This is a genomic window from Mycobacterium sp. SP-6446 (genome assembly GCF_001954045.1).
Lineage (GTDB): Bacteria > Actinomycetota > Actinomycetes > Mycobacteriales > Mycobacteriaceae > Mycobacterium.
The window spans coordinates 1-14446 of sequence record NZ_MBEM01000192.1 but is presented as its reverse complement, the minus strand read 5'-3'; the positions used below and the strand labels follow the sequence as shown (position 1 = coordinate 14446).

12 protein-coding genes are annotated in these 14446 nt (G+C 67.3%); 6 read left to right on the top strand and 6 right to left on the bottom strand.

Annotated features, from left to right (window positions below; all coding sequences use genetic code 11):
* The 3 genes from A5736_RS17720 to A5736_RS17710 all read left to right on the top strand — a co-directional run.
* Positions 1–812, top strand: an 812-nt coding sequence (locus tag A5736_RS17720) for an acyl carrier protein (protein WP_217695761.1), incomplete at its 5' end; no start/stop codon positions are given.
* A complete protein-coding gene (locus tag A5736_RS17715) occupies positions 809–3880 on the top strand; it encodes a type I polyketide synthase (protein ID WP_076247685.1) in 3072 nt (1023 codons plus the stop codon). The genes A5736_RS17720 and A5736_RS17715, both read left to right, overlap by 4 nt.
* A gap of 144 nt (positions 3881–4024) precedes the next feature.
* Complete coding sequence (locus A5736_RS17710) at positions 4025–5086, top strand: type III polyketide synthase (RefSeq protein ID WP_076247683.1); 1062 nt, start codon at positions 4025–4027, stop codon at positions 5084–5086.
* Here A5736_RS17710 and A5736_RS17705 read toward each other — a convergent pair.
* Complete coding sequence (locus A5736_RS17705; RefSeq protein WP_139333392.1) at positions 5069–6352, bottom strand: cytochrome P450; 1284 nt, start codon at positions 6350–6352, stop codon at positions 5069–5071. The genes A5736_RS17710 and A5736_RS17705 overlap by 18 nt on opposite strands.
* A 14-nt stretch (positions 6353–6366) precedes the next feature.
* Positions 6367–8133, bottom strand: a complete 1767-nt coding sequence (locus A5736_RS17700; protein ID WP_076247679.1) for an ABC-F family ATP-binding cassette domain-containing protein — start codon at positions 8131–8133, stop codon at positions 6367–6369.
* 531 nt (positions 8134–8664) lie between these two features.
* Here A5736_RS17700 and A5736_RS17690 point away from each other — a divergent pair.
* The gene (locus tag A5736_RS17690; protein WP_076247676.1) at positions 8665–9027 is read left to right on the top strand and encodes a DUF732 domain-containing protein; all 363 of its coding nucleotides are present in this window, start codon (positions 8665–8667) and stop codon (positions 9025–9027) included.
* Positions 9028–9042: 15 nt separating this feature from the next.
* On the opposite strand, the gene A5736_RS17685 is transcribed toward A5736_RS17690, so the two are convergent.
* From A5736_RS17685 to A5736_RS17675, 3 genes are all read right to left on the bottom strand, one after another.
* Positions 9043–9522: a hypothetical protein gene (locus A5736_RS17685; protein ID WP_076122998.1), complete on the bottom strand. Its 480-nt coding sequence runs from the start codon at positions 9520–9522 to the stop codon at positions 9043–9045.
* Positions 9523–9603: 81 nt separating this feature from the next.
* Positions 9604–10956 (bottom strand): HAMP domain-containing histidine kinase, encoded by a 1353-nt coding sequence (locus tag A5736_RS27105; RefSeq protein WP_076247673.1) that lies wholly within the window; start codon positions 10954–10956, stop codon positions 9604–9606.
* Positions 10953–11699 (bottom strand): response regulator transcription factor, encoded by a 747-nt coding sequence (locus tag A5736_RS17675; protein ID WP_139333387.1) that lies wholly within the window; start codon positions 11697–11699, stop codon positions 10953–10955. The genes A5736_RS27105 and A5736_RS17675 overlap by 4 nt, the downstream gene beginning before the upstream one ends.
* A gap of 107 nt (positions 11700–11806) precedes the next feature.
* Here A5736_RS17675 and A5736_RS17670 point away from each other — a divergent pair, with 107 nt between their 5' ends.
* Positions 11807–12775, top strand: a complete 969-nt coding sequence (locus tag A5736_RS17670; protein WP_076247671.1) for a DUF1259 domain-containing protein — start codon at positions 11807–11809, stop codon at positions 12773–12775.
* A 5-nt stretch (positions 12776–12780) separates the two neighbouring features.
* On the opposite strand, the gene A5736_RS17665 is transcribed toward A5736_RS17670, so the two are convergent.
* The gene (locus A5736_RS17665; protein ID WP_076247669.1) at positions 12781–13074 is read right to left on the bottom strand and encodes a PepSY domain-containing protein; all 294 of its coding nucleotides are present in this window, start codon (positions 13072–13074) and stop codon (positions 12781–12783) included.
* Between the two features lie 122 nt (positions 13075–13196).
* On the opposite strand from A5736_RS17665, the gene A5736_RS17660 reads away from it, so the two are divergent.
* Positions 13197–14446, top strand: a 1250-nt coding sequence (locus A5736_RS17660) for an HNH endonuclease signature motif containing protein (RefSeq protein WP_076247668.1), incomplete at its 3' end; no start/stop codon positions are given.

The following is a 14446-nucleotide window of genomic DNA, read 5'->3' as shown; positions in this document are numbered from 1 at the left end:
TGGCGTGGGGGCTGTGGGAACAGGCCAGCGGCATGACCCGACACCTGGGCGAGCGCGACAAGGCCCGCATGACCCGAGCCGGGCTGGCGCCGCTGTCCACCGAGCACGCCCTGCAACTCTTCGACGACGCAATGCTGGCCGAGCGCCCCGTGCTGGTCGCCGCCCGCATCGATGCGGCCGGGCTGGGCGCAAGCGGCGCAGTGCCGCCGCTGCTTCGTGAGCTGGTCGCCCGTCCGGGGCGCCGGCTCGTCATCGATACCGACAATGCCGTGTCGACATCGGGGCTGGCCGCCCGGCTGCAGGGGCTCAGCGCCGAACAGCGTCACCTCCAGTTGGTGGAATTGGTGTCCACCAACGCCGCAACCGTTTTGGGCCGCCCCAGCGCGGACATCGACGCCCAGCTGCCGTTCCAAGACCTCGGATTCGACTCGTTGACCGCCGTCGAGCTGCGCAACCGGCTCAAAACCGCTACCGGACTGACCCTTTCGCCCGCCCTGATCTTCGACCACCCCACCCCGGCGGCGTTGGCCGAACATGTCGACGAGCAGCTCAGCTTTGCGACGATCACCGGGGGTCCACCCGACCGGTTGGCTCGTTTCAACGACATCGCCCGCGAGCTCCAAACGCTGGTCGACCAACCCGACTGGAGCCCGGACGAAAAAGCCCAGTTCTCCGCCCGCATCCAAACCATCCTCACCGGTCTGGCGGCCCCGGCCCCCAGCCAAACTCACATCGACGACGGCGATGACATCGCGACCGCCACCGACAGCGAGCTCTTCGCCATCCTCGACGAGGACGTCGGCCCCCGATGACGGACGTGGCGATCATCGGCCTGGCATGCAGGTTCCCCTCCGCCGCCGGGCCACGCGATTTCTGGCGCCTCGTTCGCGACGGCCGGGAAGCCACGCAGTTGCCGTGCGACGTCGCCGAGTTCGACGCGGACTTCTTCAACCTGTCGCCACGCGAGGCCCGCGCGATGGATCCCCGGCAGCGATTGGCGCTCGAATTGGCGTGGGAACTATTCGAGGACGCCTTCGTGGTGCCGGAAACGCTGCGCGGCGAGCGGGTTTCGATTTACGTCGGGGCGATGACCGACGATTATGCCGTCCTGACGCTTCACGACGCACCGAACGACCTCGACAATCTCGATCATCATTCCTTCGCGGGGGTCAGCAGGGGGATGATCGCCAACAGGATCTCCTACGCCTTCGGGTTGCAGGGCTCCAGCATGACCGTCGACTCCGGTCAATCGTCCTCGCTGGTCGCGGTGCACCTGGCATGCGAAAGCCTGCGCACCGGCGAATCGCCGCTTGCGATCGCCGGCGGGATCCACCTCAATCTCGCCGACGAAACGGCGCTGCTGGAAACGGAATTCGGTGCGCTGTCGCCGACGGGCCACACCTACGCGTTCGACGAACGCGCGGACGGCTACGTGCGCAGCGAAGGCGGTGCCCTGGTGCTGTTGAAGCCGCTGCCCGCGGCGTTGGCGGACGGACACCGCATCCACGCGATCATCCGGGGAAGTGCCGTGGGCAATTCCGGACACAGTTCGGCCGGCCAGACCGTGCCTTCGGTTTCCGCACAAGCCGACGTCATCCGGCGCGCGCTGCGCAGCGCGGGCCTCGGACGTGACGACATCGACTACATCGAGGCCCATGGCACCGGAACGGAAATCGGTGACCCGGTCGAGGCGAGGGCGTTGGGTGAGATATTCGCCGAGCGCCGGGATCGTCCGGTCGGCGTGGGATCGGTCAAGACCAACATCGGCCACACCGGAAGCGCCGCGGGGATAGCCGGCCTCCTCAAGGCCGTGCTGGCCCTCGAAAACGCAATGATCCCGGCGAGTCTCAACTACACCAGCCCGCCGCCCGGAATCGACCCGAAAATCCTCGGCCTGCACGTCCATACCGAGCCGACACCGTGGCCGCTGCGGGACGGCCCGAAGCGGGCCGGGGTGTCGTCGTTCGGAATGGGCGGAACGAACGCCCACGTGATCGTCGAGGAGCCTCCCGCCGCGCCGGAAAGCCTTGTGGCCGAGCGCCCGAACACAGAGGTGGCGTGGGTGCTGTCGGCTCGGTCGGCTGAAGCGCTGGCGAATCAGGCCGGGCGGCTGGCCGAACATGTGCGAACGGATGAACGCGTAAGCGTGGCCGACGTGGCGTGGTCGTTGGCGACGACCCGGTCGGTCTTCGAGCACCGCGCGGTCCTCGTCGGCGGCGACCGCGGGCAGTTCGTCGCGGCGTTGACGGGGTTGGCCGCCGGGCGGTCGGACGCCCACGTCGTGGTGGGGCGGGCCGAAGGGCCGGGCAAGACGGCGCTGGTGTTTCCGGGCCAAGGCTCGCAACGGTTGGGGATGGGCGCCCCGTTGTATGAACGTTTCCCGGTGTTCGCGAAGGCTTTTGACGAATCCGTGCGGGCGTTGGACGGGCAGCTGCGGCTGCCGCTCAAGCGCGTGATGTGGGGCGATGACGCGGCGCTCCTGGAAAGCACCGAGTTCGCCCAGCCGGCGTTGTTCGCCCTCGAGGTCGCGTTGGCGGCGTTGTGGGAATCGTGGGGTGTCGTACCGGACGTGGTGATGGGTCATTCGGTGGGCGAGATCACCGCGGCGTACGTGGCGGGCGTGTTGTCGCTCGAGGATGCCGCGAAGGTGGTGGCGGCCCGGGGCCGGTTGATGGCGGGGTTGCCGGCCGATGGTGCCATGGTCGCGGTGGCCGCCGGGGAAGACGAGGCGGCCGCGCTGCTGCGCGACGGCGTGAGTATCGCGGCGGTCAACGGCCCCACAGCAGTGGTGATTTCGGGCGAGCAGGGCGCGGTGGCCACCATCGCGGATCGGTTCGCCCAACAGGGCCGCCGCGTGCATCGGCTGGCGGTCTCGCACGCGTTTCATTCGCCGTTGATGGACCCCATCCTCGACGAATTCGGCCGGGTGGTGGCGGACGTGTCGGTGCGTCAGCCGCGAATGGGATTGGTATCCAACGTGACTGGGCAGTTGGCCGGCCACGGCTACGGAACGCCGCGGTACTGGGTCGAGCATGTGCGGCAAGCAGTCCGTTTCATCGACAGCGTCAGGACAGCCGAGTCGCTCGGGGCCGACGTGTTCGTGGAGGCGGGTCCCGGGGCGGCCCTGACGGCCGCGGTCGAGCAATCGTTGACGAACGAGCGGGCCAGGGCGGTGGTCACGTTGGCCGACGACCGTCCCGAAATCGATTCGCTGCTCACCGCTGCCGGGCGCGTGTTCACCGCGGGCGTGCAGGTGGATTGGCCCGCGGCGCTGGCCGGCACACCGGCCCGCCGAGTGGAGTTGCCGACATACGGATTCGCCCGCCACCGATATTGGCTGGGCGCGGCCGCGGGCCCGCCGATCGCGAGCCGCTGGGCGGGCCTGGCCGAGCAGCTGCGAGCGCTACCCCCCGCCGAGCAGCACCGCCGGCTGCAGGAGTTGGTGTGCTCGCACGCCGCCGCGGTGTTGGGGCACCCCGGCGGCCACGACATCGAGGCCGAGCGCGCCTTCGAAGACCTCGGTTTCGAGTCGATGACCGGGGTCGAACTACGCAACCGTCTCACGAGCGAAACCGGGTTGGCATTGTCGCGCACGCTGATCTTCGACTATCCGACCCCTGCGGCATTGGCCGTTTACCTTCAACAACTTCTGCACGGCGATCATGAATCGGACGACGAGAAGATTTGGTCGACGCTGCGAAAGATTCCACTCCAGGAGCTGCGCCGAACCGGATTGCTCGACAAGCTTTTACTGCTCGCCGGCGAATCGGAAAAAGTTGTTCCCGATTCCACCGTTAGTGACGACGTCATCGACTCTTTAAGCCCCGATGCGTTGATCGCGATGGCGCTCCATCAAGACGACGACGATAGCATTGCTTGACGAAAGCCGCGCTGGCAGAATCGATTACGCGACTGCCCTCCGATACCTATTCGACAGATGTTGAATAGCAGTGGCTTTGCCGCACGACACGTGACGGCTAAACTTTGGGAACCGCGGAAATCGCATTTGAGCAGAGGGTAGGGCATGAGCGTCATCGCAGGTGTGTTCGGTGCCTTGCCGCCGCATCGGTACGGCCAAAGCGAAATTACCGACCAATTCGTCGAGCTGCCCGTACTGAAAGAACACGAGGGCATTGTCCGGCGCCTGCACGCGGGTGCGAGAGTGAACAGCCGCCACCTGGTGCTGCCCCTGGAGAAATACCCGTCACTGACCGACTTCGGCGAGGCGAACGAGGTCTTTATCGAGAACGCGGTGGACCTGGGTTGCGAGGCGCTGCTGGGCGCCCTCGACGAGGCGGGCCTGCGACCGCAAGACATCGACATGATCGCCACCACGACCGTGACCGGCGTGCTGGTGCCGTCGCTGGATGCCCGCATCGTCGGACGCCTCGGCCTGCGACCCGACGTGCGGCGGGTGCCGATGTTCGGTCTGGGTTGCGCGGCGGGGGCGGCGGGGCTCGGTCGGCTGCACGACTACCTGCGTGGTGCGCCCGACGGAGTAGCGGTCCTGGTGTCGGTCGAGCTCTGCTCGCTGAGCTTCCCGGCGGTCAAGCCGACCGTGTCGGGTCTGGTCGCCACCGCGATGTTCGGCGACGGCGCGGCGGCGGTGGTCGCCGTCGGCGATCGTCGCGCCGAGCAAATGACGGCGGGTGGCCCCGACATCCTCGATTCGCACAGTCGCCTGTATCCGGATTCGCTGCAGATCATGGGCTGGAACGTCGATTCCGCCGGCCTGCAGCTCATGCTGTCACCCGAGCTGCCGAGCCTTATCGAGCGCTACCTGGCCGACGACGTCAACACCTTCCTCGCCTCGCGCGGCCTGACCAAGGACGACATCGGTGGCTGGGTGGCCCACCCCGGTGGACCGAAGGTGATCGACGCGATCGCCAAGAGCGTGGAGCTTGCGCCTGAGGCGCTCGAGCTGACGTGGCGTTCGCTCGGCGAAATCGGCAACCTGTCGTCGGCCTCGGTGCTGCACATCCTGCGCGACACGATCGCCAAGCCGCCGCCGAGCGGTAGCCACGTGCTGTTGCTGGCGATGGGCCCCGGGTTCTCCTCGGAAATGGTGCTATTGCGCTGGCACTGAGTCGATGACGTCGACGGTCAGGCCCGGCTTTGGTGCCAGCGCGGCAAGGTTGGCCGCGCGAATCCGCTGAGCCGGTAGGCGCAGCCGGGTCCTGGCGACCACCCTGGCCAGCATGACCATCATCTCGGTGGTCGCCATCGCCGCCCCGATGCAGCGGTGCAAGCCCCCACTGAACGGGATGAACTCGTGCGGCGCGGGCTTGCGGTAGTCGGGCGAGCCGGGATCCCAACGAGCCGGCCGGAATTCGGTTGGGTCCGGCCAGATCTCGGGAAGCCGGTGCGTGACGTACGCGCTGAAGATCAGCAACCGTCCGGCGCGGATGCGGTGTCCGTCGAACCGGAGGTGGCGCATCACCCGCCGGGCGGAGATCACCCCGGGTGAGTACAGCCGGAGCGTCTCGTGCACAACGCCGTTGAGATAGGTGAGCGCATTCAAATCGGCGGCGGCCAGCGGCCGGTCACCAAGCACGCGAGCCACTTCCTCGGCGGCGCTGTCCCACGCACCGGGCAGGGCGAGCAGCGTGTAGATCGCCCAGGCGAGCGCGCCGCTGGTGGTTTCGTAGCCGGCGGTGATGAGCGAGATGATCTCGTCGCGAATTTCGTTGTTGCTCAAGGCGTAACCCTCGTCGCCGCGGCCGTTGATCAACATGGTCAGCATGTGATCGTCGGGCCTGGGAGCGGCGCGGGCGCAGGCGATTTGGGTGTCGACGAAGTCGTGCAGGCGCGAGCGCGCGGCCGTCGCCCGCCGCCATCCCCGCGAATTGAGCCAGCGTTGCAGCGCCACCACCTGCGGCAGCTGGTGGGTCAGGTCCAGCAGGGGTTGAAGTTGCTCCCCGAGAAAGTCGGAGTGCATCGCCATTCGCGGGCCGAACAGGCTCTCTGCGGTGCTACGCCGGACCGCCGAGCGACAGTGCCGGTAGATGTCCAGCCGTTGGCCGGGCCGCCAGCCGTCGATGACGGTGTCGATAGTGGACACCATGGTCTGCACGTAATCCTGAATCTGCCGGTGTCGCAGGCCCGGCGCCACCACACTGCGGCGGCGCCGGTGGTCGTCCCCGTCGCTGACGATCAACGCCGTGGGCCCGTCGACGAGCGCCAGGTTCTCGAAGGTTTCGCGCCAGCTGAACGCGTCGGCGTTGGCGAAGACGAACTTGTTCGCCTCGGGCCCCAGGAGATAGGTGTAGCCGTGCCGGCCGATGCCGGAGTTGATCACCGCGCCGCGGCGCCGGTACAGCGCGAGCAACGCCTCGCCGGGCAGGTAAGGCACCGGCCGGTAATTGCTCATTCCAGCACCTCCGATAGCTCGAGCCAGCGCGCTTCCGTTGCCGCCACCTCATTTTCGAGGAGGCGCAACTCTTCGGTCAGTCGGCTCAGCGCGACATGATCGGACTGGTCATGCTCGGCGAGTTCGGTGTGTTTGGCCGCGATTCGGTCGGCGAGGCGAGCCAACTGGCGGTCGGCCGCGGCCAATTCCTTCTCGGTCGCGCGACGCTGCGCGCCGGACATCTCGTGCGACGGTTTCGCCGGCCGCGGCTTGTCCGGGATCGGCCGCGCCGCCAGCCGCAGATATTCGTCGATGCCGCCGGGCAGGTGCCGCAACCGGCCGTCGAGAATCGCGTACTGCTGGTCGGTCACGCGCTCGAGCAGATATCGGTCGTGCGAGACGACGATCAACGTGCCGGCCCACGAGTCGAGCAGATCCTCGGTGGCGGTCAGCATGTCGGTGTCCACGTCGTTGGTCGGCTCGTCGAGGAGCAACACGTTCGGCTCGGCCAACAGGGTGAGCATGAGCTGCAGCCGGCGTCGCTGGCCACCGGACAGGTCGCCGACTCGCGCGGACAGCTGACCCCGGCCGAATCCGAGTCGCTCCAGCAGTTGGGCCGGGGTGACGTCGCGGCCGTCGACCTGATAGTCGCCGCGCAGCCGGCCCAACACGTCGGCGATCCGGTCGCCGGCGAGCGCGGCAAGCTCCTCACCCCGCTGGTCGAGGACGGCGAGCTGGACGCTCTTGCCGCGCTTGACGCGCCCGGCGTCGGGCTTAATCGTGCCGGCGATCAGTCCCAGCAGCGTCGACTTGCCGGCGCCATTGGCGCCGACGATGCCCGTGCGCTCACCCGGGGCGATCCGCCATTCGACGTCGCGCAGCACCGGCACGCCGCCAAACGACACCGACACGTCGAGCAGATCGACGACGTCCTTCCCGAGCCGCGCGGTCGCCAGCTTGGCCAGCTCGACCCTGTTGCGCAGCGGCGGCACGTCGGCGATCAGCTGGTTGGCGGCCTCGATCCGGAACTTTGGCTTCGACGTCCGCGCCGGCGCCCCCCGCCGTAGCCAGGCCAGCTCCTTGCGCATCAGGTTCTGCCGTTTGGCTTCGGCCGCGGCGGCCAGCCGGTCGCGCTCGACGCGCTGCAGGACGTACGCCGCGTACCCGCCTTCGAACGGTTCGACGATCCCGTCGTGCACCTCCCACGTGGTGGTGGCGACCTCGTCGAGAAACCAGCGATCGTGCGTCACCAGCAGCAGGCCGCCGGTGTTGCGCGCCCACCGCTGTTTCAGGTGGCCGGCCAGCCAGGTGATGCCCTCGATGTCGAGGTGGTTGGTGGGCTCGTCGAGGGCGATCACGTCCCATTCGCCGATCAGCAGCCTGGCCAGCTGCACCCGCCGCCGCTGGCCGCCGCTCAGCGTGGCGATCTCCGCGTCCCAGGCGATATCGGAGACCAGCCCGCCGACCACGTCGCGGACCCGCGGGTCACCGGCCCACTGGTGATCGGCCCGCTCGCCGACCAGCGACCAGCCCACAGTGCGCTCCGCGTCGAGGGTGTCCGCCTGGCTCAACGCGCTGACGCGTAACCCGCCGCGCCGGGTGACCCGACCGGAATCCGGCCGCAGCTGACCGGCCAGCAGGCCCAGCAGGCTGGACTTGCCGTCCCCGTTTCGGCCGACGATGCCGATGCGCGCGCCGTCGTTGACACCCAGCGTGACCGAATCGAACACCACCTGAGTCGGATATTCGAGGTGTACGGCCTCGGCCCCGAGTAGGTGCGCCACCGGGCCGACGTTAGTCGAGCGAAGTCCGGATATTGGGATCGGTAGCGGTCCACTTCCTGTTAGCTGAGGCAATGTCATACGGGACCGCAAAGAAAGTCGTTGCCGGGGCGCTCATGTCGGGAGTTGTTGCGCTCACCGGATCGGGGCTCGGCCTAGGTATCGCACACGCTCAGCCGTTCATTCCGGGAGACGGGCCGGTGCCGCCCGGCGCATCCGGGCCGTACAAATGCTGCCCCGGCGATGAAAAGGGCGGCCTTCACCCACAGACCGGTCGGGGCTGCCCGCCAAATGTCAACTGGGACAAGACTCAATGCCACACGTGGTACGGCGTCGTTTGGGGCCATGGAAATGTCACCCCGGGAGTTTGGGAGGGCACGGACCCGCCGCCGCCGGAAGCGACGCAGAAGCCATGGTGCGGGTTTCCCTTCATGTGTTCGGGAACACCGTGATCAACGGCCGGTAGCCCACGGGTGACTTTTTGGAATTGCCAGGCGATTTCACCGGATTACGTCTACTGTTTTCGCCGTGGATATGGCAACGAATGGTGGGGTCATCCGGTCTGCCGGCGCGATCTTCGTGGCCGTCGCGGCTTTTGCCGTGATCCCTTACGCGAACGCCGATCCGCCACCGGGATGCATAGTCGGGCCCGGACCGGCTCCGGACTGCGCTATGCGTGCTTTCGAGGCAGACGTCGCCGCGGCCGGTTATCGGGACGCCGGGGGCAGAACCGTGGGACTGGACCAGGCCCTGGATATGTGTGGGCTGATGGACCGAGGCCTCACTCCGCAGGAGACGGCGAGCTATTTCCTGCGGGACAATCCGGGGCTGGGTCCGGACGGGGCGAACCAGATCGTCGGGATCGCGATCAACGACCTGTGCCCGTGGCACCGCTGACAACGGGCCGGGTTGTCAGCAGGTCACGTGGCTCAGCGCGCGGATGGGCTCGGTAGACGTGTCAGTCTCGCCGGCAAGCTCGCGGCGAGCGAACAACTCGAAGGCGAGCTCGTGGGCGATGAGTTGGTCGACGATCGAGGCGTCCGAAGGCTCGACCAATGAGCGGAGTCGCGCGTAGCGACCGAGGTACTCGGCGGCGGCGCCCACAAAGCTTTTCAGCATGGGCAGGTATTCGACGTCGGTGACGTTGCCCGCCGCCTCGACGATGGCCTTGTCTGGCTCCGCGGGGATGCCCAAGCGCGCGATCACGGGCTCCAGCAGCTCCTTGGTGGAGCGCTCGAGGCACCTCAAGAGGTCGATCTTCTCGCGCAGCGTCGGGTCGGTGTTGCGCTCCGCCATCCCGGCAAAGTACGCCTCGCCCAATACTTCGCCCTGGTAAGACTCGACCCATAGGCGGACTGCTTCGTCGTTAGTGGCACTGGCTGAGTCGGTCATCGTCACAGAGACCACCTCCTTGGCGGCAAAACCTTTAGGCCAGTCTTGCTTACGGGTGCGCAGGCGCACAATCGCGACGGATCAGCCGCCGTGCGGGTCGCTGCTGGACGCGGCGGCAAGACGGATGGTGATTTCGGCGCCACCAGCGGGACGATTGCGGGCGGTGAGCGTGCCGTGGTTGCGTTGCGTGAGGGTGTCGACGATGGCCAGTCCGAGGCCGGTGCCGCCTGTGGTACGCGCGGTGTCGGCGCGGGTGAACCGGTCGAAGGCGTGTGGGAGGAATTCGGGTGGAAATCCGGCGCCGTGGTCGCCGACGCGGATCTCGACCCCGTCGGGGGCGGACCTCTGGACGTGGATGGTGATCGGCGGGGCACCGTGTTGGGTGGCGTTGTCGATAAGGTTGCTGATGATCCGATCCAGGTCATTCGGCTCGACGCGAACGTATTGGCCTGCGGAGCAATCGATGTCAAGTTCGCCGCCGCGGCTGCGTCGATAGCGCTCGCCGATCACCTGCAGATGGGTCCGTAAATCGATGGTCGGTGGCTCGGGCGAGCTGCCGGTGTCTGCGACGGTGAGCAGATCGCGCGCGAGGCGGGACAGCCGGGCGGTCTCGTTCAGCGCCGAACGGATTGCGGCGACCAGTTCGGGGTTGCTTCGTGGGCGCCGCAGCGCGAGTTCGAGTTCGGTGGTCAGCAGGCTAAGGGGCGTGCGAAGTTCGTGGCCCGCATCGCTGACGAACTGTCGTTCCCGCTCCAGCGCTTCTTGTAGCCGCTGCAGGAGTTCGTTGAAGGTTGTTCCCAGATGGCGGATTTCGTCATGGGCCGGCGGGACGGGTAGGCGCGCGTTTGTGTCGGCTGCGCTGAGCCCGGCGGCGCGGGCGCGCATACGCTCGACCGGTCGAAGGGCGGCCGCGGCCAACAGATACGCGCCAAGGGCCGCGGCCAATAAAACAATTGGGAAACCGGTGGCCAGTTCATTGCGCAGGTCCGCCACGGCGGCGTCGCGATCTGCCAGGCTCTGCGCGGCCACCACCACACGTCCGCCGGGAACCGGGCCTGCCGCCACCCGCACCGGGCCCTCCAAGTTGCCAAGCCGCGGGTGATCCACGATGAGTTGGCCGCGTCGGGCAGTGACCAGTTCGGCACGTGACAGGGCAGTCTGACCGACGAGATTGGGGGTTGCGGCCAACACCTGACCATCGGGGGCGATGATCTGCTGGGCGGTGTCGGGATCACCGCCGGCCAGCATTGGATCGGACGCGGCCGCCAACGACCGCAGGTTGGCCAGCCGATAGGACAGGGACTCCGTGATGGCCGCGTCGAGCGATTCTTTTGTGTGAGCGACAGTGAGAGCTCCAACGGCCAACAAGACCAGCGCCATCACCGCGGTGAAGGCGGCGGCGAGCCGGATCCGGATCGGCCAGCGCCGCATCATTTGCCCGTTTCGTCGGGCGCACCGCCGTCGGTACGCATCCGGTAGCCGATGCCGCGCACGGTTTCGATAGAGCACACCCCGAACGGCCGGTCGATCTTGTCTCGCAGTGCGCGGATGTGGACGTCGACCACATTCGAACGTGATTCATACGCGAAGTCCCAGCAGTGTTCCACCAGCAGTTCTCGGGTGAGCACTGTGCCGGGTCGACGCATGAGTAGTTCGAACAGCCCGAATTCCTTGGTGGTCAGGGCGATTTCGACGTCGCCGCGCCAGCATCGGCGACTTGCGGGATCGGCCCGTAACGGTCCGACGGTCAAAACGCTGGGTCGTGGAGTCGGCCCGCGGCGGATAAGCGATCGGAGCCGGGCGAAGAGCTCGTCGAGGTGAAATGGCTTGGTGAGGTAGTCGTCGGCGCCGCCGTCAAGTCCCGCGACGCGATCGGTGACAGCCCCGCGGGCGGTGAGCATGAGCACCGGTACCCAGTTCTGCCGGTCCCGCCATTTGCGGCAGATATCGAAGCCGGACATCCCCGGCAGCATCACGTCGAGCACCACCGCGTCGTAGTCGTAAACCATGGCGGCCTCGTAGCCCGTGGAGCTGTCGGCGACGATATCGACCGCGTAGCCGTCTTCCGCCAGGCCGCGGCGCAGCAAGTCGGCCATCTTGGGCTCGTCTTCGACGACTAGCACACGCACCGTCGTCACCATCCTTCCCGGGTTCGGCGTCGAGCCCGGATCCATCATCACCTTTATGCGGGGTGAAACAGGTGTAGTCGGCGTTGATGAAGTCACGATGAGGATGCGTGGGCGACCTTCATCGTGACTTCATGAAGAAGCGATAGACCGTGGGCATGGCGGGCACCAAGCATGCTGCGAGGATCATCGCGAGTGCCGCCGCGGCGGCGGTGGTGCTGGCGGGTTGTTCGGGCTCCAAGGGTGGTGGGGGCGGCGGCAACGGCCAAGCCGGCACTCCCCGTTCGGCGGTGACCACGACCGATGCCGATTGGAAGCCAGTGGCCGACGCGCTGGGACGTAACGGCAAGCTCGGCGACAACAACACTGCGTATCGCATCAACTTGCCGCGCAACGATCTTCACATCACGTCCTACGGCGTGGACATCAAACCGGGCCTATCGTTGGGCGGATACGCGGCATTCGCCCGCTACGACAACAACGAGACGCTGCTGATGGGCGACCTCGTGATCACCGAGGACGAGTTGCCCAAGGTCACCGATGCGTTGCAGGCGCATGGCATCGCCCAGACCGGGCTCCACAAGCATCTGCTGCAGCAAAGCCCGCCGGTGTGGTGGACGCACGTCCACGGGATGGGTGACGCCACCCAACTGGCCCAAGGTCTCAAGGCGGCGTTGGACGCCACAGCGATCGGTGCTCCGTCCCAGCCGCCGGCACAGCAACCCCCGGTCGACATCGACGTCGGCGCGGTGCAACAGGCCTTGGGCCGCAAGGGAACCCAAGATGGCGGGCTGTTGAAGTACAGCATTCCTCGCAAGGACACCATCGTTGAGGAGGGGCACGTGCTGCCCGCCGCCTCGCTGAATCTGACGACCGTGATCAATTTTCAGCCCGTCGGCGGTGGTCGCGCAGCGATCAACGGCGACTTCATCCTGATCGCCCCGGAGGTGCAGAAGGTCATCCAGGCATTGCGTGCCGGCAATATCCAGATCGTCGAGTTGCATAACCACGGGCTGACCGAGGAGCCCCACATGTTCTACATGCACTACTGGGCCGTCGACGACGCAGCCACCCTGGCGCGGGCGTTGCGGCCGGCGCTCGACGCCACCAACTTGCAGTCGCCCTAAGACGGTCAGTCGTTATCGGGCGCCTCGGTGCCCACGAAGTGGAAGCCCTGGTCGAGGTGCACTTCGATCTGTGTGCCGTCGGGTTTCGTGACGAGTACCCCGTAGTAGGCGGCGCCCTCGTTGGTTTCCTTCTCGACCTTGCCGGCTTTGCCCGGCACAGCTTGTAGCGCCGCGGTGCGAGCCTGATCCGCGGCTGGGCCGGTGATCTCCTGGTCGTCGGCGGTGGCGACGCCAATGCCGATGCCCGTCAGGACGGCGGCGCCGGCGACACCGATGCCGATTTTCGTTCGGAACCTCATCGATCCACCCCTTCCGGTCGTAGCGAAGGCGACGCTAGTGACGACACATGAAGCCAGGATGAAAGCGATCGGCTCGAAGGCATTGGCGAAATTTGTCGGGGGGGCCACCTAGACTCGAACACATGTTCGATACACCCCTCCACGACTACTGGGAGCCTTCCGACACCGGCGAGTCGCGCGCCCTGATAGATCGGATGTGCGCAGCGTGGCGGACCGAGGCTCGGGCGGTTGCCGAGCGGTTGGATGCGATCGGGGAGCTCTTCGAGCTGCGCCGGGCCGAACGCGGCGAACACCAGGACTGGGCCGTGGATACCTGGGCGGCGGTGGGTGCCGAGGTGGCCGCGGCGTTTCGGATCAGCCTGGCCATGGCCGGCAGCTACTTGCGCTACGCGTTGGCGATGCGCGAGCGGCTCCCGCTGGTGGCCGAGGTGTTTCGGGCCGGCGACATCGACTATCGCTTGTTCCAGACGATGGTGTACCGGACCGATCTGATCACCGACCCCGACGTGTTGGCGCGCGTAGACGGCGAGCTGGCCGTGCGCGCGCCGCGGTGGCCGTCGATGACGCAGGGCAAGCTCGCCGGGGCGGTCGATCGGGTCGTGGTCGCGGCTGATCGGGATGCGGTGCGCCGCCACCGCGATCGGATGCGGGGTCGCGAGGTGTCGATCTGGGAATCCGAGGGCGGGATGAGCGAATTGCACGGCAGCCTGTTCGCCAGCGACGCCGAAGCGCTGGACAAGCGCCTCGATGCCCTGGCGGCAACGGTGTGTGCGGCCGATCCGCGGTCCAAGGATCAGCGGCGGGCCGATGCCCTGGGCGCCCTGGCCGCGGGACTCGATCGCCTGGGCTGCCAATGCGGCAGCTCCGACTGTGTTGCCGGTGGGCGAGCCGCGGCGGGGCCGGTGGTCATCCATGTGGTGGCCGAGCAGGCGACCGTCGAGGGGCGGGGAACCACCCCCGGATCGCTGTTGGGTGCCGACGGGCTGATCTCCGCCGAGCTGGTGGCCGAGCTGGCCAAGACCGCCCGGCTGCAACCGTTGCTGCCGCCGGGCGGCGCCGAGCCCCACTACACTCCGTCGGCCAGGCTTGCGGCCTATGTGCGGGCGCGGGATCTGACCTGCCGGGCGCCGGGCTGTGATCGCCCGGCCACCGAATGCGACCTGGACCATACGATCCCGTTCGCCGACGGCGGTGCCACGCATGCCTCAAACATCAAGTGCCTGTGCAGGTTTCATCATCTACTGAAGACCTTCTGGGGGTGGCGCGACCAACAGCTGCGCGACGGCACGGTGATCTGGACCATGCCGGACGGGCACACGTACGCCACCACCCCGGGCAGTGCGCTGCTGTTTCCCACCCTGTGCGCGCCTAC

Bases quoted from the DNA above. Each gene is read 5' to 3' on its own strand.
- A5736_RS17715 (WP_076247685.1), top strand. From the start codon at position 809: ATGACGGACGTGGCGATCATCGGCCTGGCATGCAGGTTCCCCTCCGCC.
- A5736_RS17685 (WP_076122998.1), bottom strand. From the start codon at position 9,522: ATGACCGACTCAGCCAGTGCCACTAACGACGAAGCAGTCCGCCTATGG.
- A5736_RS17665 (WP_076247669.1), bottom strand. From the start codon at position 13,074: ATGAGGTTCCGAACGAAAATCGGCATCGGTGTCGCCGGCGCCGCCGTC.
- A5736_RS27105 (WP_076247673.1), bottom strand. From the start codon at position 10,956: ATGATGCGGCGCTGGCCGATCCGGATCCGGCTCGCCGCCGCCTTCACC.
- A5736_RS17690 (WP_076247676.1), top strand. From the start codon at position 8,665: ATGGCAACGAATGGTGGGGTCATCCGGTCTGCCGGCGCGATCTTCGTG.
- A5736_RS17675 (WP_139333387.1), bottom strand. From the start codon at position 11,699: ATGATGGATCCGGGCTCGACGCCGAACCCGGGAAGGATGGTGACGACG.
- A5736_RS17710 (WP_076247683.1), top strand. From the start codon at position 4,025: ATGAGCGTCATCGCAGGTGTGTTCGGTGCCTTGCCGCCGCATCGGTAC.
- A5736_RS17670 (WP_076247671.1), top strand. From the start codon at position 11,807: ATGGCGGGCACCAAGCATGCTGCGAGGATCATCGCGAGTGCCGCCGCG.